General features: G+C 45.9%; 21 protein-coding genes. 11 read left to right on the top strand and 10 right to left on the bottom strand.

Features of this window, described 5'->3' with window-relative positions; translation table 11 throughout:
- Nucleotides 1–34: 34 nt before the first annotated feature.
- From GVN20_RS09710 to GVN20_RS09700, 3 genes are all read right to left on the bottom strand, one after another.
- Nucleotides 35–184 carry a DUF5989 family protein gene (locus GVN20_RS09710; protein ID WP_166558107.1) on the bottom strand — a complete coding sequence of 50 codons (150 nt, stop codon included), beginning with the start codon at nt 182–184 and terminating at the stop codon, nt 35–37.
- Between the two features lie 139 nt (nt 185–323).
- The gene (locus GVN20_RS09705) at nt 324–1,457 is read right to left on the bottom strand and encodes a GDSL-type esterase/lipase family protein (protein WP_166558106.1); all 1,134 of its coding nucleotides are present in this window, start codon (nt 1,455–1,457) and stop codon (nt 324–326) included.
- Nucleotides 1,458–1,517: 60 nt separating this feature from the next.
- Nucleotides 1,518–3,380: a carbamoyltransferase gene (locus GVN20_RS09700; protein ID WP_114066235.1), complete on the bottom strand. Its 1,863-nt coding sequence runs from the start codon at nt 3,378–3,380 to the stop codon at nt 1,518–1,520.
- A 215-nt stretch (nt 3,381–3,595) separates the two neighbouring features.
- On the opposite strand from GVN20_RS09700, the gene GVN20_RS09695 reads away from it, so the two are divergent.
- On the top strand, nt 3,596–4,468 hold the full coding sequence (locus tag GVN20_RS09695) for a Ppx/GppA phosphatase family protein (RefSeq protein WP_166558105.1): 873 nt from the start codon (nt 3,596–3,598) through the stop codon (nt 4,466–4,468).
- Between the two features lie 61 nt (nt 4,469–4,529).
- Here the strand turns inward: GVN20_RS09695 and GVN20_RS09690 are convergent, their stop codons facing one another.
- The 4 genes from GVN20_RS09690 to GVN20_RS30005 all read right to left on the bottom strand — a co-directional run bounded on the left by GVN20_RS09690 (nt 4,530) and on the right by GVN20_RS30005 (nt 10,893).
- Entirely contained in the window at nt 4,530–5,690 is a 1,161-nt protein-coding gene (locus GVN20_RS09690) for a DUF1624 domain-containing protein (protein ID WP_166558104.1), read from the bottom strand.
- A 90-nt stretch (nt 5,691–5,780) separates the two neighbouring features.
- Nucleotides 5,781–7,067, bottom strand: coding sequence for an aspartyl protease family protein (locus GVN20_RS09685; RefSeq protein ID WP_229599012.1), 1,287 nt, complete (start codon nt 7,065–7,067; stop codon nt 5,781–5,783).
- A 166-nt stretch (nt 7,068–7,233) separates the two neighbouring features.
- Nucleotides 7,234–7,860: a response regulator transcription factor gene (locus GVN20_RS09680; protein WP_114460781.1), complete on the bottom strand. Its 627-nt coding sequence runs from the start codon at nt 7,858–7,860 to the stop codon at nt 7,234–7,236.
- A gap of 27 nt (nt 7,861–7,887) precedes the next feature.
- On the bottom strand, nt 7,888–10,893 hold the full coding sequence (locus tag GVN20_RS30005; protein ID WP_166558103.1) for a two-component regulator propeller domain-containing protein: 3,006 nt from the start codon (nt 10,891–10,893) through the stop codon (nt 7,888–7,890).
- Between the two features lie 205 nt (nt 10,894–11,098).
- Here GVN20_RS30005 and GVN20_RS09670 point away from each other — a divergent pair, with 205 nt between their 5' ends.
- A complete protein-coding gene (locus tag GVN20_RS09670) occupies nt 11,099–12,346 on the top strand; it encodes an FAD-binding oxidoreductase (RefSeq protein ID WP_166558102.1) in 1,248 nt (415 codons plus the stop codon).
- A 53-nt stretch (nt 12,347–12,399) separates the two neighbouring features.
- Here the strand turns inward: GVN20_RS09670 and GVN20_RS09665 are convergent, their stop codons facing one another.
- On the bottom strand, nt 12,400–12,876 hold the full coding sequence (locus tag GVN20_RS09665) for a hypothetical protein (protein WP_166558101.1): 477 nt from the start codon (nt 12,874–12,876) through the stop codon (nt 12,400–12,402).
- Between the two features lie 84 nt (nt 12,877–12,960).
- Between GVN20_RS09665 and GVN20_RS09660 the strand changes: the two genes are divergently transcribed.
- From GVN20_RS09660 to GVN20_RS09620, 9 genes are all read left to right on the top strand, one after another.
- Nucleotides 12,961–14,016, top strand: coding sequence for a proline racemase family protein (locus GVN20_RS09660; protein WP_166558100.1), 1,056 nt, complete (start codon nt 12,961–12,963; stop codon nt 14,014–14,016).
- A gap of 18 nt (nt 14,017–14,034) precedes the next feature.
- Nucleotides 14,035–14,388 carry a hypothetical protein gene (locus GVN20_RS09655; protein ID WP_166558099.1) on the top strand — a complete coding sequence of 118 codons (354 nt, stop codon included), beginning with the start codon at nt 14,035–14,037 and terminating at the stop codon, nt 14,386–14,388.
- A 23-nt stretch (nt 14,389–14,411) separates the two neighbouring features.
- Complete coding sequence (locus GVN20_RS09650; RefSeq protein ID WP_166558098.1) at nt 14,412–15,392, top strand: ornithine cyclodeaminase family protein; 981 nt, start codon at nt 14,412–14,414, stop codon at nt 15,390–15,392.
- 147 nt (nt 15,393–15,539) lie between these two features.
- A complete protein-coding gene (locus GVN20_RS09645) occupies nt 15,540–16,970 on the top strand; it encodes a metallophosphoesterase family protein (RefSeq protein WP_166558097.1) in 1,431 nt (476 codons plus the stop codon).
- A gap of 377 nt (nt 16,971–17,347) precedes the next feature.
- Entirely contained in the window at nt 17,348–18,202 is an 855-nt protein-coding gene (hisG, locus tag GVN20_RS09640; protein ID WP_166558096.1) for an ATP phosphoribosyltransferase, read from the top strand.
- A 40-nt stretch (nt 18,203–18,242) separates the two neighbouring features.
- Nucleotides 18,243–19,511: a histidinol dehydrogenase gene (gene hisD / locus GVN20_RS09635; RefSeq protein WP_166558095.1), complete on the top strand. Its 1,269-nt coding sequence runs from the start codon at nt 18,243–18,245 to the stop codon at nt 19,509–19,511.
- Between the two features lie 60 nt (nt 19,512–19,571).
- A complete protein-coding gene (hisC, locus tag GVN20_RS09630) occupies nt 19,572–20,630 on the top strand; it encodes a histidinol-phosphate transaminase (protein ID WP_166558094.1) in 1,059 nt (352 codons plus the stop codon).
- Nucleotides 20,631–20,685: 55 nt separating this feature from the next.
- Nucleotides 20,686–21,219: a hypothetical protein gene (locus GVN20_RS09625; RefSeq protein WP_166558093.1), complete on the top strand. Its 534-nt coding sequence runs from the start codon at nt 20,686–20,688 to the stop codon at nt 21,217–21,219.
- A gap of 168 nt (nt 21,220–21,387) precedes the next feature.
- On the top strand, nt 21,388–22,914 hold the full coding sequence (locus tag GVN20_RS09620) for a right-handed parallel beta-helix repeat-containing protein (RefSeq protein ID WP_229599010.1): 1,527 nt from the start codon (nt 21,388–21,390) through the stop codon (nt 22,912–22,914).
- 107 nt (nt 22,915–23,021) lie between these two features.
- Here the strand turns inward: GVN20_RS09620 and GVN20_RS09615 are convergent, their stop codons facing one another.
- Both GVN20_RS09615 and GVN20_RS09610 read right to left on the bottom strand, forming a co-directional pair.
- On the bottom strand, nt 23,022–23,411 hold the full coding sequence (locus GVN20_RS09615) for a DUF1398 domain-containing protein (protein ID WP_166558092.1): 390 nt from the start codon (nt 23,409–23,411) through the stop codon (nt 23,022–23,024).
- An 87-nt stretch (nt 23,412–23,498) separates the two neighbouring features.
- Nucleotides 23,499–24,263, bottom strand: coding sequence for a helix-turn-helix transcriptional regulator (locus GVN20_RS09610; RefSeq protein ID WP_166558091.1), 765 nt, complete (start codon nt 24,261–24,263; stop codon nt 23,499–23,501).
- Between the last annotated feature and the right edge of the window lie 10 nt (nt 24,264–24,273).

The following is a 24,273-nucleotide window of genomic DNA, read 5'->3' as shown; positions in this document are numbered from 1 at the left end:
AACTGCTCAATTCTCGCTCCTGACTCCTTAATACTTAAAATAATGTATAAATAAACGGTGCTACGGCTGAGCCTCCGCCAATGACGATGATGACGCCGATAAGCAATAAAAGAATAATCATTGGAGCTAACCACCACTTCTTCCGCTCACTCAGGAAAGCAAATAAGTCTTTTAAGAAATCCATCTTCGGTAAGTTTGTAGTTATTTATATACGTATTCGGTTTAAAAAGCAACCAAAACGAATGGTTTATAACAGTTATAGAATGTAATTAAGCACAAATTTACACATTTTCGCATTAAGACAAAGTGAACATTTGTGGGATTTATTTTATGGAAACCTTCATTTGTTCAAATAGCTTTTCGGCAATGACTGCATTTACTTTGGCGCTGGCATGACCATCATTCTTGCCTACAATCCGCTCTTTGGGTGGAATCGGTCCCAGGTGTTCACTCAGGCGAACGACTGGAATTTGCTGATTGGTAAAGAAATCTTCAATGGGTTTGGTATAGCCATTGCTTTTCTCCACATTTTGTAAAAACGGAACCATCACCACGTACATCGGCGCTTTGTGCGCACGGGCGTAGTCCACGATTTTCTGTAAATCACGCAAGTGAGGATTCAGAATCGTGGTGTCGGTGTATGATTTCTGAACAAAGTCCGTAATCGACGCGGGGGGCATGTGCGGGAATTGCCAATAAATGTAATTGGGCAGATAAAAGCGCATCACCAACGACCCTACGCCCGGGAGCTTGATATCGTCGTAAGGCTTAAACTCGGCCAAGGTCAGTTTGGCGTCGCGGGCGGCTCTTTCGATGTCGTTGGGGAAATATTCTAACACCAACACATCGGGCTTGACGGGAAATTTCTGTAAACGCTGAAATTCATCGCGTGTATCAGAACCCGACACCCCCAAATTGTACACTGCGTACTTATCAGCGCCCAGTTTTTGCTCCAATTGATCCGAAAAACGCTCTTCCGTTTTGTCTAAACCGTGTCCTGCCGCGAAAGAATCGCCCAAAACCAATACTTTTTTCTTTTTCTCAACGCCCGTTTTCGGAAAATCGCGGTAGCCTTCGGCCGTAATCGGTTTCCAGTACTTGGCAAACCAAATCTGCGAAGCCTTGCTCAAATCTCCTTCGTGACTTTGGGAAACAAACATAAACGCGATTTCTAATAAACCCGCCAACCACACCACCATAATCCCAAGCGTAGCGATGTTGGCTACAATTTTATTGCCCTTGGGGTTCTTGATAATTCCGTAATAAAACATCCGCAACAGTTCTATTAGTACAAAAAATAGCACCATTGCTTTGGCCAATCGGATATAAAAATTATCCATAAGGCCCGCGTAAGGGTAATCAAACTTGATGTTTATTTTGTCTGGAAAAAACAAAAGAAACGCTGGAATACTCAAAACAGCAAGGCGGATGAGTGAGGTGATGAGTTTTGAAATCATATAAAAAATGTAGGAATAAGTCCCTGAATCATTGGTATTTGTGGGTAAATGGACCGAAATTTAATCCAGTACAAACTCCTCTTTCCAGTTATCGGTATCCTGCCATTCGGGTTGTTGACGTTTGTCAAACAGATAATTTCCTACGACCAAATAATCCATTTCGGTGCGCATAAAGCAGCGATAGGCATCGTTGGGGGTACTTACGATGGGTTCGCCGCGTACGTTAAAGCTGGTATTGACAATCACGCCATAACCGGTCAATTTTTCAAAATCCTGAATCAATTGATAATAACGCGGATTGGTCTGCTTGTGTACCGTCTGAATACGGGCCGAAAAGTCGATGTGCGTAATGGACGGTAAGTCTGAACGCAAATAATAGAGCTTGTCGCGCAAATCAAACGAATCAAACTCGGCGGGCAGTTTTTTGCGGCGCGACTCTTTGACCGGGTGAACCAACAGCATATACGGTGATATCCCGTCAAAATCAAAATATTCACCCACTTTTTCGGCCAATACCGAAGGTGCAAACGGACGGAAGGACTCGCGATATTTGATTTTGACGTTGAGTTTTTTCTGCATTTCTGCGTTGCGGGGGTCGCCCAAAATACTGCGTGCTCCCAACGCCCGGGGGCCGAACTCCATCCGCCCCTGTACCCAACCTACCACGTTGCCGTCGGCCAAAATTTGGGATACTTCCTTGGTCAACTCGTCGAAGTTGTCAAATTTTTTGAACGCGGCTTTGTATTTTTTGGAGACCAACTCCACGTCCAAATCCGAGAATGTTGGCCCTAAATAAGAACCGCTCATGGCATCCTGCGTGTAGTTGATGGTGCGTTTTTGGTCGAAATAAATGTAGTAGGCAGTCAAGGCCGCTCCCAATGCTCCGCCCGCGTCACCAGCGGCGGGTTGGATGAATACCTCCTTGAACACCCCTGATTTTTGAAGCTTTCCGTTGGAAACGCAATTGAGCGCCACCCCACCGGCCAAACATAAATAGTCTGCTCCCGTGAGACGTTTGGCTTCCTGCGCCATTTTTACCACTACTTCTTCAGTAACGCGCTGAATGGCCAATCCGAGGTTGCAGTGATGGGCTTCTAATGGGTCTTCTGGCTTGCGGGTTTTCATCCCGAAGAGGCGTTCCCAGTCGGCTTCGCGCACCATTTTGAGGCCCGTGGCGTAATCAAAATAGTTTTGGTCCAACCAGATAGAGCCGTCTTCTTTAATGACCACGAGGTCTTTTTTGATGGTTTCAACGTACTTGTCAACCTCGGGGGAGGAAGGGTTACCGTAGGGAGCAAGTCCCATGAGTTTATATTCTCCAGAATTGACCTTAAAGCCTAGAAAATACGTAAATGCTGAATATAAAAGCCCCAATGAGTGAGGAAAACGGAGTTCTTTCAGTATAGAAATTTTGTTCCCTTCGCCCGAGCAAATTGAAGCGGTGGCCCATTCACCCACGCCATCGATGGTCAGAATCGCTGCTTTTTCGTAAGGAGAAGGATAGAATGCGCTGGCGGCGTGCGATAAGTGGTGTTCGGGAAAAAGAAGTTTAACGGGGTTCTTTTTGTCGTATCCTATTTTCTCTAATTCTTCATTAATGAGTCGTTTGAGAAACATTTTTTCTTTAATCCACACCGGAATGGCGGTGATAAACGACTTGATACCCTTGGGAGCAAAGGTATAATAGGTTTCCAGCAAACGTTCGAACTTGAGTAAAGGCTTGTCATAAAAAACGATGGCATCCAGTTCATTAAGTGTTGTTCCGCCGTACTCTAAACAATAGTTGATGGCATTGGAAGGGAAGTTTGGATCGTGTTTTTTACGGGTAAAACGCTCTTCCTGGGCGGCGGCGACAATTTCGCCATTGTCAATCAGAGCGGCAGCTGAATCGTGGTAAAATGCGGAAATTCCAAGTATCTTCATTCTAAGATGGGATAAAATAGGGGGTATTTGTGATGATTTTTGTTGAAAATCTTGACAATGTTACTACAACTTTGCCGGTTTCTGGTTTTTAATCTTCTATATAATGCAGACAAAACTAAGGAGGATTATGAGAAATTTCAAAAATTAACGAATTAGGTTATTAAAAGGTACGCCGCTAGGTTTTACATTTGCACAAACTAAATGACAAAAATTCATTGAAAATCGCGGCAATTGATATTGGCTCCAACGCAGCGCGCCTACAGATTTCATCCGTTCTGCACGATGGTGGTTATACCAGTTTCAAAAAAGTGGAATACGTCCGTTTTCCACTACGTCTTGGACATGACGTTTTTAATTTCGGCAGCATCACCCCCGAGAGCGAAGCTCGTACGGTCAAACTGATGCAGTGCTACAAACTGTTGCTGGAACTGCACGAAGTCGAGGGGTATATGGCCTGTGCCACTTCGGCCATGCGTGAATCTGCCAATGGCGAGGACATCGTAGAGCGGATTGCGGCAAGCACGGGCATTCAGATTCACATCATTGACGGCACCCGTGAAGCGCAGCTCATCAACAATGTAGTCGTACAAGCTCTGGAAGATGGTCAGTACCTTCACATCGACGTAGGTGGCGGTAGCACAGAACTGAATATTTATTTTAACCGGCAAAAAATTGCCACCAAATCGTTTAAAATTGGCTCCGTGCGTTTGTTGGAAGGCAAAGAAAGCAAAGGCGCTTGGGGGAAAATGGAACAATGGATTGAGGATAATGTAGATTCGCTCGAACCCATCGTGGCCGTCGGAACGGGTGGTAATATTTCCAAGCTTTTTAACTTGGTCTCCAAAACTGCCGACAACTCGACTTCTTTGTCGGAACTAAAACGAATGCGTGACTACATCGCCTCCTTTAGTCAGGAAGAACGCGTCAATAAATTACGACTCAATGCCGACCGTGCCGACGTTATCATTCCAGCGGCGGATATTTATACGTCAGTCATGAAATGGGCGGGTGCAGATAGGATTCTGGTACCCGACTTAGGATTGAAAGACGGTATTATTCAGTTGGTATACGAAAAACTGAAAAAGTAAGAGTATTGTACGTTGCTATGCTCAACCCCTTCAGACCTAAAAAGCCGAAGGGGTTTTGTGTTTATAAATAAGACAGCCATTTTAGGTTTCGGTGCGTGGCTTTGTAGTTTGCGTACCAACGACACAATGGATACAAAAATAAAACCACGGCTATCCATACACCATAAACTGCGCCTAACTCGATGCCAGAGTTGGGCGGTCGTCCAAAGCTAAACGTTCCAATGGGGATATCTTCCCAGCGGAACCCCTGCAAAAACAGCATCCCAAACATGACGCTGTGTATCAAATACCAGTGAACCAAGTAATAAAACATCGGAACTTTTCCATAAGTAGCCATTACCTTGGTGAAAGCATTGGGTTGAATATCGCCCAGCGCTAACAATCCAAACATGAGTCCGAGCATAACCAACGTATAAAGCAGGGAAGGCGGGTATTTGGATACATTTATAAACGACAGAAAAGTAAAAAGACTTGATTTTTGCGCTGCCCATTGCGTAGGGTTGCCGTAAAAATTGAGGAGCCGAATCATCACAAACAGACTTATTGCCAACAAAGCAGAGCGCCAAAGTATGTTTCTGCGAATGGGCTCGGCTTTTTCAAACACGCTACCAAAGCCAAACCCCGCTAGCATGATGCCAAGCCAAGGAATGAAAGGGTATAGTGTGCCCAATGTGAAGTTTGGAGAAAGCGTAAATACATTGGTGACAAACAAAAATGACCAGCCCACGGCTAGTCCTGGATTTTGAGGAACAGGAATTAGGGTGGTCAGGCCATGCAACAAGACAATGCTCCACCCGATAATACCTAATACCCTCACGGGTACTTTTAACAAAAAGGATAACGTCACAAAACCCAACCCGATGGCAAAAATAACTTGTAGAATAATGGTACGGAAATGAATATCGAACCAAAAAGCAAAATTGATGACTGTGATTTCCAACAACATCAGCCAGAGTCCTCTGGTCAGCAGGAAGCGTTTGGTTTGCGCGGGATTGTGTTGGCTTTTAAAAGTTAAGTACGCCGAGACTCCCGACAAAAAAACGAAACTGGGCGCGCAAAGATGCGTTACCCAGCGGGTCATAAACAGGGCAGCGGTAGTGGTTTGTAAATTGGTAGGGTCTTGGGTTAACGCGGTAGTGTGCATCAAATCCCTGACGTGATCTAATGCCATGATAATCATAACAATACCGCGGGTAACATCAATCGTGTGAATTCGTTTCATGAATTTATCTTTTGGCTTAGGGGCCTAAAGATAAATAGAAACCCACAGAAATAAAGGCGATTTACTTCTGTGGGAATGGATATTTGAGGTTTAAATAATCCGCTTCAAGGCAAAATTGGCCGATACCAGCCGCCCGTTGCGACGTACCACCACGTGCATTTCTTTGCCTTCGCGGCGTTGAAACATTCGGTAAATATCAGGTAGCCCCATGGTTTCGACCGATTGGCTGTTGATCAGAAGCACTTCGTCTCCTTCTTGAAGCCCTGCCTGAAAGGCGGGTGAGCCTTGGATTACGTTTTCAACAAAAAATTGCCGAAAGCCTTTTCCTTTGGCTCGTACATCCATACCGCTCATGTCGTGTTCAAAGCGCTCTTTGAAGCGTTTTTTGTTGGGTTTCAGCACAATGTATCCTGCTTCATAATTAAACGTCACCTTGAAGCGACTTAACAATTCTCCACCTAGGTTTCCGTCGCGGTAAGGAGACTGGTCGGTGAGTTTCATGCCAAATGCTGAGCTGTCTGGAAAAGTGGTCAATACATCCGTTAGTTCAAACTGCCCGATACGCACCTTGGGAATCCGACCGATGTGGCCGTTGATAACCCCCGCCAAGCCAACGCCTAGCTGCGATTTTACCACTTTTTGGGGCAATTGAATATTATTGACCGAAGTATTGAGCATTAAAGCGTGCCCCGCACCCGTATCCAACACCACCCGAATCGGTAATTCGCGGTCATTGGACACGACCGTTACGGCGTCCAGATAGGGTTTGGTTTTTTCAATTACAATCGGGAATCGGTCGCCTTGTTTGGCCGTATATTTGTATTTGGTAGGCGTGGTGAGCGTGAGTTCTTGTCGATGAAAATCAATCGTGACCACAAATTTGCTGAATATTTCGTACCCAAAAATGCCGTGAATGGGCGTTCCTACCACCTCCGATAGCCGCAATATTTCGCTGTCCATTACCACGATGTTATGTTTGAACCCCTGCATTTTGCCCATTTTGAGCGTGTTGCCCACGGTGACATCGGCTGCAATGGATTTGCCGTCGCCCATGCCTTCGATTTTCATTTTGCGTACCGATTTCATGCCCAGTTTTTGCGCAACGGAAGCATCGGTCAAAATCGTTGAGCCCACGCCCGTATCAAGCACAAATCGGAGGGTATCTGATTTATTGATGCGCACGGGCACAATGATGAGATTAGAGTGTAATTCAAACGGAATCCGTGTGGATTGGCGACCGTTGGCCAAGTGCAGCCCATGGATTTGCTCCTGTTCTTTTTGCTCGATGGCTCGGCTGCTGAAGCACACAAAAAGAGTAGCGAGGCAAAGTACTAAGTATTTCATTTTCATGGCTTTGTAAGGGTTATTTGAAGCCATGAAGTAAAGCTATTTATCAATGCGGCGCATCACCCCAAAATAGGGGTTTTTGCGCCAATGTATTGTTTATCAGCTGATTTTGGCGGAGCCCACCCGCCTGACGGACTGTGCGTCCCAGTTCAAAACCGTCAGACGGGATAGTGGTTATCCCCCAAAAATAGGTAGGTTAGATAAGTTTGTCTTTTACCGCCTTTTTGAGGGCTTCGGTCTTGTTGGTTACGTGTAGTTTTTGGTAAATATTCCGAATGTGCGTCTTAACGGTCTCGACACTAATAAACAGTTCGTCGGCAATCGAATGATACGTTTTTCCCCTAGAAAGAAGGGTCAAAACGTCTGTTTCTCGGTCGGAAAGAGGAGTATTGAGGTTGCGTTGAAATGACTTTACCACCAGCGATGCAATCTTTGAGCTCATGGGCGCACCACCGCTCAATACCTCATCAATGGCATTCAGCAAACGGATGTGGTCGGTATCTTTAGTTAGATACCCCGAAGCACCCGCACAAAGCGCTTCAAAGACCAATTTGCCATCTTCGTGTACGCTGATGACCAGTATCGTGGTGTGGGGGCGTTCGCGCAAAATGCGTTTTATGCCTTCAATGCCGTGCATCCCCGGAAGCTCAAGGTCAATCAATACGAGGTCGGGAGCGTCTTTTTTTAAGTTTTTGAGGGCATCGATGCAGTTCGTGTACGTGTTCACGACGTGAAAACGTTGCTGACTTCCAATGATGAGTGCCAAGCCATCTTTGACGGCTTCGTTGTCTTCAATAACGGTGATTTTTGTAACGTTAATCATTATACGTTTATGGGTTTACCCAAAAAGCTAACTACTTTTGGGGGAGGCTGTTTTGGTTGGAATGCTCCCTCTCAGCAAAACGATTGTTCCTTTGGGAGGGGTAGGCGTAATGGATAAATGACAATGGATTCGTTCGGCGCGTAAGCGCATGTTATTCAGTCCTTTATGATAGCCTTCGGTGGGGAATACGATTCCCGTGCCATCGTCAATCAGGGCAAAAGACATCATTTGATTTTCGATGGTTGCCCGAAAAATGATGTTTTGACATTGAGCATGCTTGACGCAGTTGGTTAAGGCTTCTTTGAAAATCATAATCACCTGAATGCTTCGGCCCGGTGGCAGATGCACGTTTTCGTACTCGTTAGGAAAACGAATGTCGGTATGAAAATGAATGGGGGTATCTTGTAATAAATTTTCGCCTAAATCCTTGATATACAGGGATAATTCGTTGATTTGGTTACTTTCGGGGTCAATCGACCAGATGAAATCTTTGGTGTCTCGGAAGAGCTTAACAACGTTTTTTTCAATTTCTCCCACAATGCGCTTTTCCTCACTTTCGTGCCCATTGTAGCGAAGTTTGAGCACGTTGGACTGCATTCGAATGGCAGCCAAACGATTGCCCAATTCGTCGTGAAAATCCTGAGCTATTTGTACCCTTACGGCGGCCTCGGCTTCCTGTTTTAGCTTTTCATACGCCAATACCCGCCGTGTACGGTATTGAATATAAAGCTTTTGCGATAAAATCCCGAGTGATACTAAAGTGGTGGCAATGAGTAATATAAACCACCAACGTTGATAAAAAGGTGGAATAATTTCAAAAGTATAGGTCGAAATATCTCCCCAATGATTGTCGCCGTAGGAAGCGCGTACTTTGAAGTGATAGCAGCCCGGCGTGAGATGGGAATATACAACGGCCGTTTGGTCGGTTGGGCCGAGCCAGCCTTCATCCGCTCCTGCCAATTGGTACTGGTACCTTACGTGGTCTGGACGGGTGTGATTAATGGCTATAAAGCTGATTCTTAGTTGATTTTTGGTGTTTGGTAATGATAAGCCCTCGTAGACTTGGTTCCACTTGCTTTGGCCTTGGGCGTAGCGGGCAAGGTCTGTTGTGTCAAAAGGAATTCTGACATCCGTAAAATGGACTTTCAATGCTTCTGGGCGAGATTTAACGTTCCTCTCTCGGTGCCTGAAGAGCCCTTTGATGGTTCCAATCCATAATTCCCCGTTGGGGGCTACAAATGCCGTATTGGCGTTGGTTTCGCGGGCGGTAAAGCCGTCAGTTTCGTTGTAATGTCTGATATTGCTGATTTTCAGGCTTTTATCAATCGTGATTAAATCAATGCCGCGCTCGGTGCCGACCCATAACCGGCCTTGCTTGTCAAAAATGGTATTGTAAATCAGGTTGGAACAAAGCCCGTTTTTTACGGTATAATACTCCTTTTTGCGCGTTTTTGGGTCAAACACCGCAATACCGTCCTCAAAGCTTCCCAAGGCTAGCAGACCATCGTGGCGTTTGGCCATGCTCAAGGCGGGAAAAGAAGCAAGGGCACGGTCGTACATAAAATCGTAGACAGTACCGTTTTTTAGGATATTCAATCCCCCCGGGCCAGAAGCAATCAGTTCATTATCATTGAGTTGTAGCGTTCTACGTACAAATCGACCTTTTAATCCCTGCTTAGAAGTATAGTGGTGGAGTTGGGTTCCATCGTGCAAAATTAACCCGTTAGAAGTGCTAATCCACATCTCCTTCCCCTTTCCTACTTCCATAAAAAGCGTGACTCCGTGCGAAGATAAGTATGTATCAAGGGGGATATATTCTATGGCTGTTTTTGAAATTTTATAAACCCCCGCCCCCGCCAGTCCAACCCAGGTATTTCCTTCATTATCAACGGATAGGCAATTGACTCGCTTGCCCAGAAGCGGCTTGGGGAGCGGCAGAATTTTGCTGGTTTTGGTGTCCCAAATATCCATTCCATGATCGAAATAGCTAATCCATAATTTTCCGTCGGGGGCAAGGGCAAAACAGGAGATGGTATTGCTGCTTAAACCTGACGTAGCATTCAAACCCGTGAAGGCAGGGTTGGTGAATTTATAGACGCCGTCGCCGTCGGTGGTAAACCAAATATTTCCTTCGCGGTCTTCCAACATTCCTTTGACCATGAAGTTTGTAAAACCATTTTGGACGCCAAATTTTAGGAGGCCTCCTTTTTGGTAACGCATCGCTCCCGTGGTCAGCCCCATCCAGATACAGCCGTCGGAGGTTTCGGTCATTTCGTGGGCGAGTTCTTTGCTAATAAATTGTAAATCAGTGGTTTTGATGTCAGAGTTATGGGCAGAAGTTCGAAAAACTCCCTTTTCGGTTCCCAGCCAAAGGCTGTCTTTAGAGTCAAATAAAATACACCGCAAGACCATGCCGTCGGGCGTATGATACCGAGATTGAAGGCCTTTAGGAGTTACCTCAAAAATTTCTCCGCTGTAGGTCGAAACCATCAATCTTTTATCGCGCGTGCCCGACATATCGCTGTAAAAGGAGGGGCGAACCGCGCCGCTTTTCTTCAAAAAAATGAGGCTATCGTTGACTATTTTCCCCAGTTGACTCGCATTACAAATGGCGTAAACATTGCCTTTTTGGTCACCAATTACGGAGGAAACCGTGTAGGGTTCGCGGTTGGGGGAGTAAACGGGACGGGTATTTTGGCCGTCGTAGATAGAGAGACCAAAGGGGGTACCGATGTACATCAGGCCTTTGGCGTCAATTTCGAGTGATAAAATATTGTTTGCGGGCAGATTATCCTCTTTTCGGTAGGTGGTAAAATGCAGCCCGTCGAAGCGAGAAAGCCCGCCGCCGCGCGTAGAAAGCCAAATGTACCCAAAGCGGTCCTGCTCGATGTCGGAAACCTGCGATTGGCCCAACCCCGAAAAAATATCATAGTGCCGGAAATAATACACCTGCGCCACTGATACTCGCAGCACCAGTGAGAACAGCAAAAGGGCAACCCATCTGCTGGCGGTTAAAATGTTGATTGACTTCACATTGCTAAATATATTTTAGAGAATATTCTATATGGCTGAAATTTTGAATATTCACTACAGGAAGTAAGTGTACAAATGTAAAACAAATCTTTATATCTGATTAAAAATAGGGTAGTTAATATTTTATCAAAATTCATCAATTTCTGGCTATGAAAACTCCTCGGGGGCATCGTACCTTTGGCCTGAAGAATGTAAATTTCAAACGATGAATTCAGTAACGATTATCGGGGGAGGGGTAAGCGGCCTTTTTTCGGCGTATTATCTTCAAAAAACGGGCCATTCGGTCACTATCATTGAGCAAGGAGCGTTTCTCGACGGTTGCTCTTTTGGCAATGCAGGCATGATTGTCCCGAGTCATATTGTGCCGTTGGCCCAGCCGGGCATGATTGCCAAAGGCTTGCGCTGGATGCTGAAATCCACCAGTCCGTTTTATGTAAAGCCACGGTTGAGTTGGGATTTGATGAAATGGGGATTGCTGTTTTATAAATATTCCACCGAACAACACGTCCAACGTTCCATCCCTATTTTGCGGGATATAAGTTTGCTTTCTAAAAAACTCTTTCAAGATTTGGCTGCTTCTGGCGACGTAGATTTTGGGTGGCACGAGCGCGGATTGTTGATGTTGTACAAAAACGCCGATACCGAGCACGAAATGGCCGAAGAAGCGCACTTGGCCAATCAGGCGGGCATTGTGGCGGAGATGCTGAACGGCGCTCAGGTGCAGGCGCTTGAACCTGAGGTTCGGGTAGATGTGCGTGGCGCAGTTTACTACCCAGGTGATGCACACATAACACCCAACTTGCTTATTAAGAATTTATTAGACTTTCTTAAAAAACAGGGAGTGCAGGTTTTGGAGAACGAAGAGGTGCTTGGTTTTGAGAAAAAAGGAACAAAAATAACGGCCATACAAACGGCCAAAGGGAGTCATAAAACCGAAGAATTAATCATTGCGGCGGGGGCTTGGTCGCCCGTTTTGACAGAGAAGTTGGGTATTTCGTTGCCTTTACAGGGCGGGAAAGGCTACAGTTTCATGCTCAAAAATGTGAAAAATAATATCCACGTACCCGCCATCATGCTTGAAGCGCGCGCCACGGCGACTCCGATGGGCGGGGACTTACGTTTTGCAGGTACCTTGGAAGTGGCAGGAACCGACATGACGGTCAATATGAACCGCGTGCGGGGAATTGTACAGGGAATTACCAATTATTATCCCGAACTAGAAGTACAACTACCCGAAGTAGACAAGGTATGGCGCGGTTTGCGGCCTTGTTCGCCCGATGGGCTGCCTTATATCGGACGAGTAAAAGGACTGGATAATGTTACGCTCGCCACGGGGCATGGAATGATGGGCGTGAGTTTGGGCCCTGCTACGGGAAAATTAGTCGCTGAAATTGTGACGGGCAAGGCGGAATCAATGGAGGTGCAGGCTTTTAATCCTTTGCGTTTTAGCTAGTTAATATCTTTTGGTCATGAGTTGTGACTACTTGCACAACTCATGACCAAAAATTAATTTTTAGAAGTTTGGGTATACGGCATTCCTTTTTTCTTCTTTTCGTAGATTGCCCACTGCTCGGGTGTGAGAATGCCTTTGAACTTTTCATCTTTTTCCGTTTGCCATTTATCCACCGTTTCTCGGATTTGTTGGATTTCCTGCGGAGAAGGGCGTGAATTGGCGTGTATTTTCATGAACGCCTCCTGATAATCGCTTAATTTCAGGGCATGGTCCAGATTGAGCGTTTCGATAGAAATTGATTGATCTTCGGTAAGCTTTACTTTTTTGTCCAACCATTTGGTTTGCTCTTCGGCAATTTGGTCTGGCGTCAGTGGTTTTTTGGGCGTAGAGGGAAGCTGATTCATGCTGCGAGAACCGTATCCACGGCCATAGCCGCCACCGTAGCCGCCGTACCCACCATATTGCGCCATTGTTTGAAAACTTATAAAAAGGGTAGCTACGAGGCAAAATTGTAGGAATCCTATTTTCATCGTGTGTCTTTTTTAGAAAATTGGTCGAAATGTAGTTATTTTCGATGCACTTTCAAAAATACTGTTCCCGTATTCTTTCAGTTTATGACTCCTTTTAATCAACGCCTACGTGCCCTTAATGCCTGGAAACCGCCCCAAGATTGGCTTCAATTGACCGCCATCGACGCCCACACGGGAGGGGAACCCTTACGAATTATCACGGACGGTTTGCCCGAAATCAAGGGGAATACAATTCTGGAACGACGGGCTTATTTAAAAACAAACCTTGACCAATTGCGCAAAGCCTTGATGTGGGAGCCGCGCGGTCATGCGGATATGTACGGGTGCATCGTTACCGAACCAGTAACCAAAGAGGCTGATTTTGGAGTGATTTTTTTGCACAATGAAGGCTATAGTTCCATGTGTGGGCATGGAATTATAGCAGTAACAAAAATGGCGGTTGAATTAGGATTGATTGAGGTAAAGGAACCAGTTACAACGGTTAGAATTGATACGCCAGCGGGCTTGATTACGGCCTATGCCAACGTGAAAAATGGCCAGATAACGTCGGTGAAATTTCAAAATGTACCTTCCTTTGTCTTGTACCGCGACCAATCTTTGATGATTGAAGGATTGGGCGAAGTGCGATTTGATGTGGTCTACGGCGGGGCTTTTTATGCGTATGTAGACGCAGACGCACTGGGCATGGGCATGACGACTGGAGATTATCGTTTGTTGATTGAAAAAGGAATGGCCATCAAAAAGGCTGTGATGGATTCACTTTCCATTGTGCATCCTTTTGAGAAAGATTTGAGCTTTTTATACGGGACCATTTTCTACGGAAAAGGCCATGCCGAAGGCGTTGACAGCCGAAACGTGTGCATTTTTGCCGATGGCGAAGTGGATCGCAGTCCTACGGGAACGGGGGTGAGCGGGCGCGTGGCGTTGCAACACGCGCGTGGGGAGCTGGCCATCAATCAGCCAATGGTGATTGAGAGCATTGTAGGGAGCCGATTTACCGCTTCCCTTCAATCCGTTACCACCTTTGGCCCGCACGCGGCGGTTATCCCTGAAGTGGAAGGGACCGCTCATATTTGCGGTAAAAACACCTTTTTGATTGACCCAAAAGATGAATTGGGAAAAGGGTTCTTCTTGCGGTAAATTTAATTCTAACAACCAATGACTGAGTTACAAAAAAACTCAAGAAACCATATCATGGATTTTTTCTACACATTAGCCTCAAATGAAAGGCAAATTGGTTATAAAAGATTTGTGCCTTTTGTTCATATTCCATACGAGTTAATTGCTCAATGGGATGGGTTTTACAAATATCATCAAAATCAAAAATGGTTTAGAGATATTTGGAATGAAAATGAATTGAAATGGCTCAGAGACTTCGATAACAAGTTCAATGAGTCATTAGATATGTTACCAAAAGATATTCCTGACATCCCCGAAATATTTGAAAATACTCATTGGTTACAGATTATGCAATTAGCTAAAGAGACACTGGATAAATTTACTAACCAATAGAAATTAAAACATATTTTCTGAAAATGTTTCAACTTCGCTATTTTTCCCGTCAGGCCGTCGAAGAAGGAGTTACCATGCCTGAGGCCATCGAATTGATGAAAGAAGCTTTTCGCAGCCTATCGGTGGGGGAGGCGGTGGTGCCTTTGAGGGTAAACCTGCCGCAGCCCCAACAAAACGCCCAAACGCTCTTTATGCCTGTGTATCTACCATCAGCCGAGGCTTTAGGCCTGAAAATGGTCACGATTTTTAGAGATAATCCAGCGCAAAATCTCCCCTTGATTCACGGGCTGATGCTCGTGATGGATGGCACCAACGGACAGCCGCTGGCGCTATTGGATGCTGAATACCTGACCGCCTTACGAACGGGGGCGGCGTCTGGCTTGGCAACAGATTTATTGGCCCGCAAAAACGCGACTGTGTTGGCGGTTTTTGGTACTGGAGTGCAGGCACGTACGCAGGTTGAGGGAGTTGCTGCTGTACGGGCGCTGCAAAAAGTGCTAGTTTTTGGGCGAAATCCTGAAAATACAGAAGTTTTTTGTAAAGAAATGCGGGCAAAAACGGGGCTGAAAATAGAAGTAGCGCACACCCCTGAGCAGTTGTTGGAGGCGGATATTATTTGCGCCGCCACTACGTCCAACGTGCCTGTTTTTGAACATCGCTACCTCAAAAAAGGTGTACACATCAACGGTGTAGGTTCGTACCGACCCGATGCCCGCGAAATTTCTGGGCAGACCATGCAGGCCGCGACCATAGTGGTAGACCAACGAACAGCGGCCATTGCCGAGGCGGGAGATATTGTGTTGCCCATGAAAGAGGGGTTGCTCAGAGATACCTCAAATTTTGTGGAGCTAGGTGAGATTATTTTGGGAGCAAAACCGGGACGCATTTCGGAGAATGAAATCACGGTTTTTAAGTCCGTAGGCAATGCTGTGCAGGATTTGGCTGTGGCGAGTTACTTAGTTGGGAAAGCCCAGAAAGAAAGTTTAGGTATAGTTTTGATGTGACTTTTGGGATGTAATTGAGTATCACATTAAAGAAACAGACATTTTTTTAATGTACCAATTTGAATTTAACCTTTTATATTGCCGACGATTTATAGACGATATATACTGGATTGATAGAGGAATAAAGGGAGAAAAAGTATGAACGTTATGAATTATTGGGTACTTCTATGCACATCTTCTACGGTTTGCTGCGCCCAGTCCATTATCACGCGTGGGCCTTATTTAAATAACTCTGATACCAAAGCGACTATTCGCTGGCGGACAGACAGTCCCACAAATTCGGTCGTGACCATTGGCGCTGCCACCTATTCCAATTCGCTCCAAACCACTGAGCATATTGTGAAAATAATGGGTTTGACGCCCAACTCCCATTATTCATACCGCATTGGAAGTACAAGTTATACCTTTCCAGTCGACACAAATTATCATTTTCATACCGCCCCGGTTTCGGGTAGCTTCGTACGTCCCGTAACGGTGATTGGGATTGGGGATTTCGGGGTAAGTACAACGGCGCAAAACGATGTGGAAAATGTTTTGCCACAGCAGGCGGATGTTTGGCAATGGTATGGCGATAATGCGTATCCTATCGGCTCAGCGGCTGAGTATGAGGCCCATGCCTTTGGCCCTCATTATCGAAATCATTATCCTAAACTCAATCTTCTGCCGAGTTTGGGAAACCATGATGCCGTCAGTTCTTCTCCCACTACCCAAACTGGGCCTTATTTTGAGTATTTTAGTCTTCCGTCATCGGGAGAATATGGGGGTGTAGCCTCCAATACTGCCGCCTATTATTCATACAATTATGGGCACGTTCACTTCATTGTTTTAGAATCAACAGAGGCTCCTTTTCGCAGCGCTACTGGTGCAATGGCCAATTGGCTTCGGCAAGATTTGCAGGCGGATAAAAGCCTTTGGAGGGTTGTCTATTTTCACCATCCCCCCTTTTCAAAAGGCTCACACAACAGTGACCTCGAAATAGACATGGTGGAGATGAGGCAAAATATAGTTCCTATTTTGGAACAATACGGGGTGGATTTAGTATTGACGGGCCATTGCCACGGGTACGAACGAAGTCATTTTATGCACGGTTTTTATGGTACTTCGTCACAATTCAACGATTCGTATCGCTTGTCTACGGGGACGGGGTTTCCCGAACCCTATCAAAAAACGAACAAAGGGGCGGTTTATGCCGTAGTGGGGACGGGAGGAGTTGCTTTGAAAGGCTCTGGGATTCATAACGCAATGGCGACTTCTGTTTTTAATAAATATGGCTTTGCTAAAATGACCTTCACACGTGACAGTCTTTGGTTTCAGTTTATAGGGACTGATAAACAGGTAGTTGATCAGTTTATTATTCGAAAGTTGCAACCCTGCCCTGACCAACTTGTTTTTAGTTCTCCACCTCACCTCGGAACCCAATCATTTGAGGCACACCTGACCATTACCTCTACTAATCAGACGGCAAAAGGAAGTGCAATTTCGTATTCAGCAGGTAAATCGGTAGAGCTTAAACCAGGGTTTTCGACGTCTTCGGGAAGCATTTTTCAAGCCACTGTCGGAGGGTGTAATCCCCCTTGAACCTTTAGTTTATCCTTTAAAATACTCCGTCCGACTTACTTACAATCATACGCTGACGCGTATTTTTTTTGTTAAAATTGCTTTTTTTGTACAAATCCTTGACAATCCTGCGCGCCTACCCTACATTTGCAGCTTCAATTTGTACAATTCTTCGTGAAAACACGCAACTACGCTTTTTTTCGACATCACCACCACCACGCCTGCGGGCGAGCGTAGATACTATTCCATGCGTAGGGCTTCTGGATATAAGTCATGCGTTTTCATTAACTTTGCCTCCCTATTTCGTGTTAGAACGACTTTTGCTCAGGCAATCGTACGCGCACAGATAGTGAATCCCACTCAATCATTTGCTCATCTATTCTTTTCGTTATTCAAAAATGTTACGCATTGCCATTCAAAAGTCCGGACGTCTCAGCGACGATTCCATCAAATTATTCAAAGAATGCGGTATTCAGTTCGATAGCAGTTCTTCCGGAAAGTTAAAGTCTATTTCTGCCAATTTTCCCGCCGAATTTTTATTCCTGCGCGACGATGATATTCCTGGTTACGTCGAAGACGGCGTGGCCGACTTGGGCATTGTTGGAGAAAATGTATATACCGAAACGGGCCGTCAGGTGACCGTAGTGCATAAATTAGGATTTTCGAAGTGCCGTTTGTCGTTGGCTATTCCGCGCGGTACACAATGGAACGGCGTTGAAGACCTTCAAGGCCGGGGCATTGCTACGTCGTATCCGCGTATTTTGGGCAATTACCTGAAAGAAAATGGCGTAGAAGCCGACATTCATGAAATCAGCGGTTCGGTTGAAATTGCGCCAAGCATTGGCCTTGCCGATGCCGTATGTGACATCGTAAGTTCAGGAAGCACGCTCTTGAGCAACGGCCTCAAAGAAGTAGAGGTCATTTATCGTTCGGAAGCGATTTTGATTGCGGCTCCGAATCTAAGCGACGAAAAAGCCCTTTTGCTGGACAAAATCATGTTTAGAATTAAGGCAGTACAGGCGGCGCAAAACCACAAATACATTCTGCTCAATTGTCCTGCCGAGGCCGTTGATAAAATCATGCAATACATTCCGGGCATGAAAGCACCGACCGTATTGCCGCTGGTGACCGAAGGCTGGGTGTCGCTTCATTCGGTTATTAATGAAAATGATTTTTGGACCAACATCGAAAAAATACGCGAAGCTGGTGCCGAAGGGATTTTAGTCATTCCTATTGAAAAAATGATTCGATAACAGTGTAGTCATTGCTTGGCACGACATTTCTTACAGAACTATGCAAATTATCCCTTATCCCAACCGCAGTGAGTGGCCTGCGCTTTTAGCTCGACCGACGCAAAGCATGGCCAATATCGAAAAAGCCGTAGCACCGATTCTGGAACAGGTTCAGAAAGAAGGTGATGCCGCCTTGCGCGCTTTGGCCCTCAAATTTGATAAAATTGACCTTACAGAGATTGCCATGCCCCCCGCAACAGTGGCGGTAGCGGAGGCCAGTCTTACCGAAGAACTCAAAGCCGCCATCCGACAGGCGTATGCTAATATTCGGAAATTTCACGAAACCCAGTACCAGCCTGTTCAGAAAGTTGAAACCATGTCGGGCGTTACTTGCTGGCGGCGCAGCGTGGGTATCGAGAAAGTGGGATTGTATATTCCTGGAGGCTCGGCTCCGCTTTTTAGTACCGTGCTGATGCTTGGTGTGCCTGCACAACTGGCTGGTTGTAAGGAGATTGTTCTCTGTACTCCTAGCGACCACCCCGCCATTTTGTACGCGGCGCAGTTGGTGGGCGTGACCAAAATTTTCAGAATAGGCGGAGCGCAGGCCATTGCGGCGATGGCTTATGGAACGGAGTCGGTCCCCAAAGTTTATAAGATTTTTGGGCCGGGAAACCAATACGTAACGGCTGCAAAAATGTTGCTGGCCAAAGAAGGCGTGGCTATTGATATGCCTGCGGGCCCTTCTGAAGTGGCAGTGTACGCCGATGGGTCGGCGGTTCCGTCGTTTGTTGCGGCGGATTTATTGTCGCAAGCGGAGCATGGTGCAGACAGCCAAGTGTTGTTGGTATCGACAGATAAGAAATTCTTAGCATCGGTTAATCTTACGCTTTCTACACAGTTGGAAGCGTTGCCCCGTAAGGAATTGGCGCGAAAAGCGATTGAAAATAGCAAGGCAATTTTGGTCGAAGATGAAGCCGAAGCCATTGACTTGCTCAATGAATACGCCGCCGAACACTTGATTTTGAGCGTAAGAAACGCCGAGGAAATCTGCGAAAAAATCATCAATGCGGGTTCTATTTTCTTAGGTAATTATACCCCTGAATCCTGCGGCGACTACGCATCGGGCACCAATCATACTCTGCCGACCAACGGCCACGCCCGGGCATACAGCGGAGTGTCGTTGGATAGTTTCGTGAAAAAAATCACCGTTCAGCATATCACTCCCGAAGGCCTCAAATCCCTCGGACCGACCGTTGAAGCCATGGCCGAAGCCGAATCGCTCCACGCCCACAAGCGCGCCGTGAGCCTTCGATTGAGCAGTTTGAAATAATGTAAACGTGGGGGCAGGCCTTGTGCTACCCGTTTGTGTCTATCAGAAATACCTACCACAATGACTTTTGACTTAACAAAAATCCTCCGTCCGCACATCCTTAACTTGGTGCCGTACTCGTCGGCGCGGGATGAATATACGGGCAAAGAAGGTATCTTTTTGGATGCCAATGAAAATCCCTATCAGTCGGTAAACGGGCAGCACTGGAACCGCTATCCCGACCCGTACCAGTGGGCTATCAAACAAAAATTGGCGCCAATTAAAGGCGTACGACCTACCCAAATTTTTCTGGGCAATGGCTCTGACGAACCCATTGACCTTTTGGTGCGGGCCACTTGCACGCCCCGTGAAGACAATATGCTGCTCATGCCGCCTACCTACGGCATGTATCAGGTAAGCGCCGACATCAACGATGTACCTGTAATAAAAGTGCCATTGACGTCTGATTTTCAGATTGATACCTCTAAAGTGTTGGCGGCGTTGACCCCCAAAACCAAAATTGTGTGGATATGCTCGCCCAATAACCCCAGTGGAAATCTGGTACAGCGCGAAGCAATTTTAGAAATTCTGAACAATTTTCAGGGATTGGTGGTCGTCGATGAAGCGTACATTGATTTTGCGAGTGAGCCGTCGTTTACGCAGGAATTGGATAATTATCCCAATCTGATTGTGTTACAGACTTTTTCTAAGGCGTGGGGGTTGGCTTCGCTGCGTTTAGGAATGTGTTTTGCCTCCGAAGAAATTATTAAGGTATTAAACAAAATCAAACCTCCTTACAACCTCAGCGGGGCTACGCAGCAGTTGTTATTTGAAGCACTGGACTATGTCGAAACCAAAAAACAATTGGTCAATGATATTTTGGCGGAGCGGGAGCATTTGCGCACGAATTTGGCCGACTTGCCGTTAGTTAAAAAGATATATCCCTCAGATTCCAACTTTTTGCTCGTCGAATTTGACGATGCGTCGGGCGTGATGCAGTACTTAATTGACCAAAAAATCATCGTGCGTGACCGTTCAAAAGTAATTCTGTGTGATGGATGCCTTCGGATTACGGTCGGCACGGCGGAGGAAAACAAAACGCTGTTAGAAACGCTGAAAGCATTTGCCATCATGGCATAACCGATAAGGGTTCTGAGGCCGCCGATTGTCATTATTAAAATTAACACTACAGTAGATGAAAAAGAAGCTTTTATTCACTTTGTTGCTTACCGCCTTGGGCATTCTACCCTCAATGGCGCAGTATAATAATTGGGCGGTTGGATTTCAATTGGTGGAGCCTTCTGGGCTGAATGTCCGTAAATATTTTGGCGACAACAAAGCCTTAGATATATCGGCAGGAACGTATGGCCTGTTTTATGGCCGCGACCGCAAGTACCGCAAAGGTACCTACCAAAATGCGGGATTCTCGGTGCGGGCGGCGTACCTGTGGCACAAGGGGTTGTTCAAAGCTGAAAAACTGCACGTTTATTACGGCTTCGGAGGCCAAATCAACTCACGTCGCTATTATTTTGACCCTAGCAATGTGCCCGGTGTCAAAGTGTTTACCAATAATATTTCGCTCGGAGGCGCGGGTTTGGCAGGAACTGAATATTTTGTACCAAACAGTCCCTTATCCTTGTTTCTGGAAGGCGGACTTTACATTGAATTGATTCCTGACATTTTTTATCTTCACCCGCAGGCCAGCATTGGCGTTCGTTTTAATTTTTAGCATTGTTATCGTCGGTGGAGTTATAACCTCACCGACGATATTTGTTAAAACGCGGCTTTTTTTATCACTTCAGCACTCACTTTTACCGTTTCAGCACAAATGCCCCTTTGCTTGAGGGCTAGGCCAATTACTTTTGAGCGTTCAAAAATTCAAACAGTAATTTAAGCCATGAAACAAAAAAATGTACTTCAGAACCTGCGGGTTCAGGCAATGCCTTTTGCCAAAAATGCTGCTATCGCCTCGCTATTTGTGCCTTTGATGATGCTCATGTTGATAATGACGGGGTGTAAGAAGGAAGAAATTGTGGATCCAACGTTTACGGTTACGGCAAAAGCGGGCGCAGACCAATCCGTACAGGTAGGGCAACAGGTCAGCTTGGATGCCTCTGAGTCAAGCGACGCGCAGGGCAAGCCGCTCACGGTAGAGTGGAAGCTATTGCGTAAGCCCGCCAAAAGTACCGTAACCCTCTCAAACGCGTCGTCGTTTAAGCCTACGTTTACGCCTGATGAAGTAGGCGAATACGAGCTAGAATTGACCGTTAGTAGTGCCAATGGCAAAAGTACCGACAAAGTGCTGATAACCGCATCGGTGGCCGAGCCTTTGGCCATTACCGCAAACATCACCGTAAAGACCAACCTCACCGACCGCGTAGCCAATCCCGACTTGCCAGACTACATCGTAACCAAATCCATTGACGTCAACAACGAACTGACCATTGCTCCGGGCGTAGTCATTGCGTTTGAGCGAGATGTGCGGATGAACATCAACGACAACGGCGGACTTATCATCGCCAAGGGTGAAGCCAACCGCAAAATCAAATTTGTGGGCGTACAGAAAACCAAAGGGTATTGGGTAGGTATTTCGCTTTATTCGGGTAGCAACGCCAATCTCTTGGAATACGTGGAAATAATGCACGCAGGTAGCCGTACCGTCTTCAGCACTACAAAATCTGCCTTGTTTATGTCGGGAGGTAGCAAGGCGCAGATTGCCCTTAAAAATACCGTGTTTTCACAAAACGAAGGCTACGGAATCTATGCCTACGACGGGTCTATTATACGCGAATTTTCACAAAATGCTTTTTCGAACAACACCGAAGCGGGGATTATGCTTACTGCCGAAAATGTGGCAAAATTGGATGCCGCTTCGACGTTTAAAGGTGGAAATGGCCGCGATGTGGTAGAAGTGACCGCCTCGGGCATCAAAGGCAAAGAAGAAATCACGTGGGCGGGTTTTGCCGACAAAACTCCTTACCGCTTGACGGGTGAATTTACGGTTAGTACCGGTTGGAAATTAAACCCGGGCGTTATTCTGGAAATGAACCGCGACGCCGTCATCAGAATCAATACAGACGGGTATATTTTGGCCAAAGGAACGGCGGCCGCGAAAATAGTTTTTAACGGAGCCAACAACACGGCGGCCTATTGGCGCGGACTGATTTGTTACTCGGCTGACCCGAAAAATTTGCTTGAACAAGTAGAGGTTAAAAATGCGGGCAGCGTAGCTATTGTGTCAGGCAAGCGGGCAAACGTAGCCATCTACGGCAACCGTGCCACCATGACCATCAAAAATACGGCTATCAGCGGCAGCGGCGGTTATGGGGTATTTGTGGGCTACGGCGCTTCGGCCAACGCCGATTTAACGACGGTGAATACTTTCGATAAAAATCAGGAGTCGAATGTGTTGATTGAGAAATAATCAGGGAGATTCTGCACAATTCGGGCCGCCCTTCACGAAGGGCGGCCCGAATCTTTTTGCTCACTTGCCCCACAAATGCCTGAATTTTGGGGTTTTCTAGGGCCGTTCTATTGTGGTATAATTTCCGTCAACAGTTTATTTTCGGCCTTGTCATAGTAGGTGCAAGTCATTTTGTCCATCGCAACTGTCCATTTTTCGATGCCCGATTTTGCACAGTCCTTGCAAAAAGTAGGATAGTCGGTTTGGCCTTGCTGATGCGCATTTAGGTCAATTTTGAATTGTTCGGCATTGCTTATTTCGGCAATAAACAGGGTATCATACGCCGGGGTAGTTGAAGTATGGTAGGCATCTTTCCCAAAATAGTCGGTGTGTCCGTCTGAAACGTAGGTTTCATAGGAGGTCACACCCAATTGAACCAGCTCTTGAATATAGTTGGGAAAATCGGCACCCGATTTTACTTTTGAATGGGCGGCTTTAATTTGGTCTATGGTAAACATTGGTTTTGATTTTTTGGTCGTTAAACGATAATTTGTACAATGCAAAAGTCCTCAAAATGAAGGCGCTGTCATTGTAAAAAACCGTTTTTATAAGAACCGCTTAAACTGTTCGGGAGTGTCGCCCGTGTATTGTTTAAAGTCCTTGATAAAATGGGCTTGGTCAAAAAAGTTGTTTCCGTAGCAAATGTCAGTAAGCGATTTCGGGCCATTCAAATCATTTAATACCGTATTGAAACGAACAATCGACGCAAATTTTTTGGGGGAAGTGCCCACTAATTTTCTGAAACGTTTCTCAAAAGGGCTTTGGCTGATAAACAGCTTTTCGTTTAACTCCTTGATTTTAATGGCTCCTTTTGACTGATAAATGAGTTTGACCGCCTCAACGATAAGTCGGTCGTTTTGAATGTCTTTGAGATGCGAGAGAAAGAATTGTTCAATAATCTGAATACGCTGGGCATCCGTCGTGGCAGATGAGAGTTTTTCTTCCGCTTCACGTACTTTGTTCTTGTCAAAAATATCGTCGAGCGAAATGCTTTGGTTAAATAGTTCGTGGGCGGGGCTTGCCGTAAAGTGCGTAAAGCCGATTTCGGTAAAGTAAACCAATAGGGTCCCGATGTTGGCGGAGTTTTTGAAGAGTTTATAGTGGTCAGAAATACCCGTTATGCCCGATGTTTCCAAATTTAATTTCACATTATTGATAACGGTTGAAAGCTGCCCACGGTACTGAAATCCAATGACAAGGCCCGACGCAGGAAAAACCTTGTATTGGCTTTCCTGCGCGTTTTCGGCCACCACAAAGTATTTAATGTAGGGGCTAAGTTGCGCTGTCGGGATGAATTTATCAAATCTCATAGGGGCTTCT

It is taken from the genome of Runella sp. CRIBMP (assembly GCF_009905605.1).
Taxonomy (GTDB): Bacteria; Bacteroidota; Bacteroidia; order Cytophagales; family Spirosomataceae; genus Runella.
Note: the sequence above shows the minus strand (reverse complement) of the source record. Positions and strands in the feature narration are given on the sequence as shown.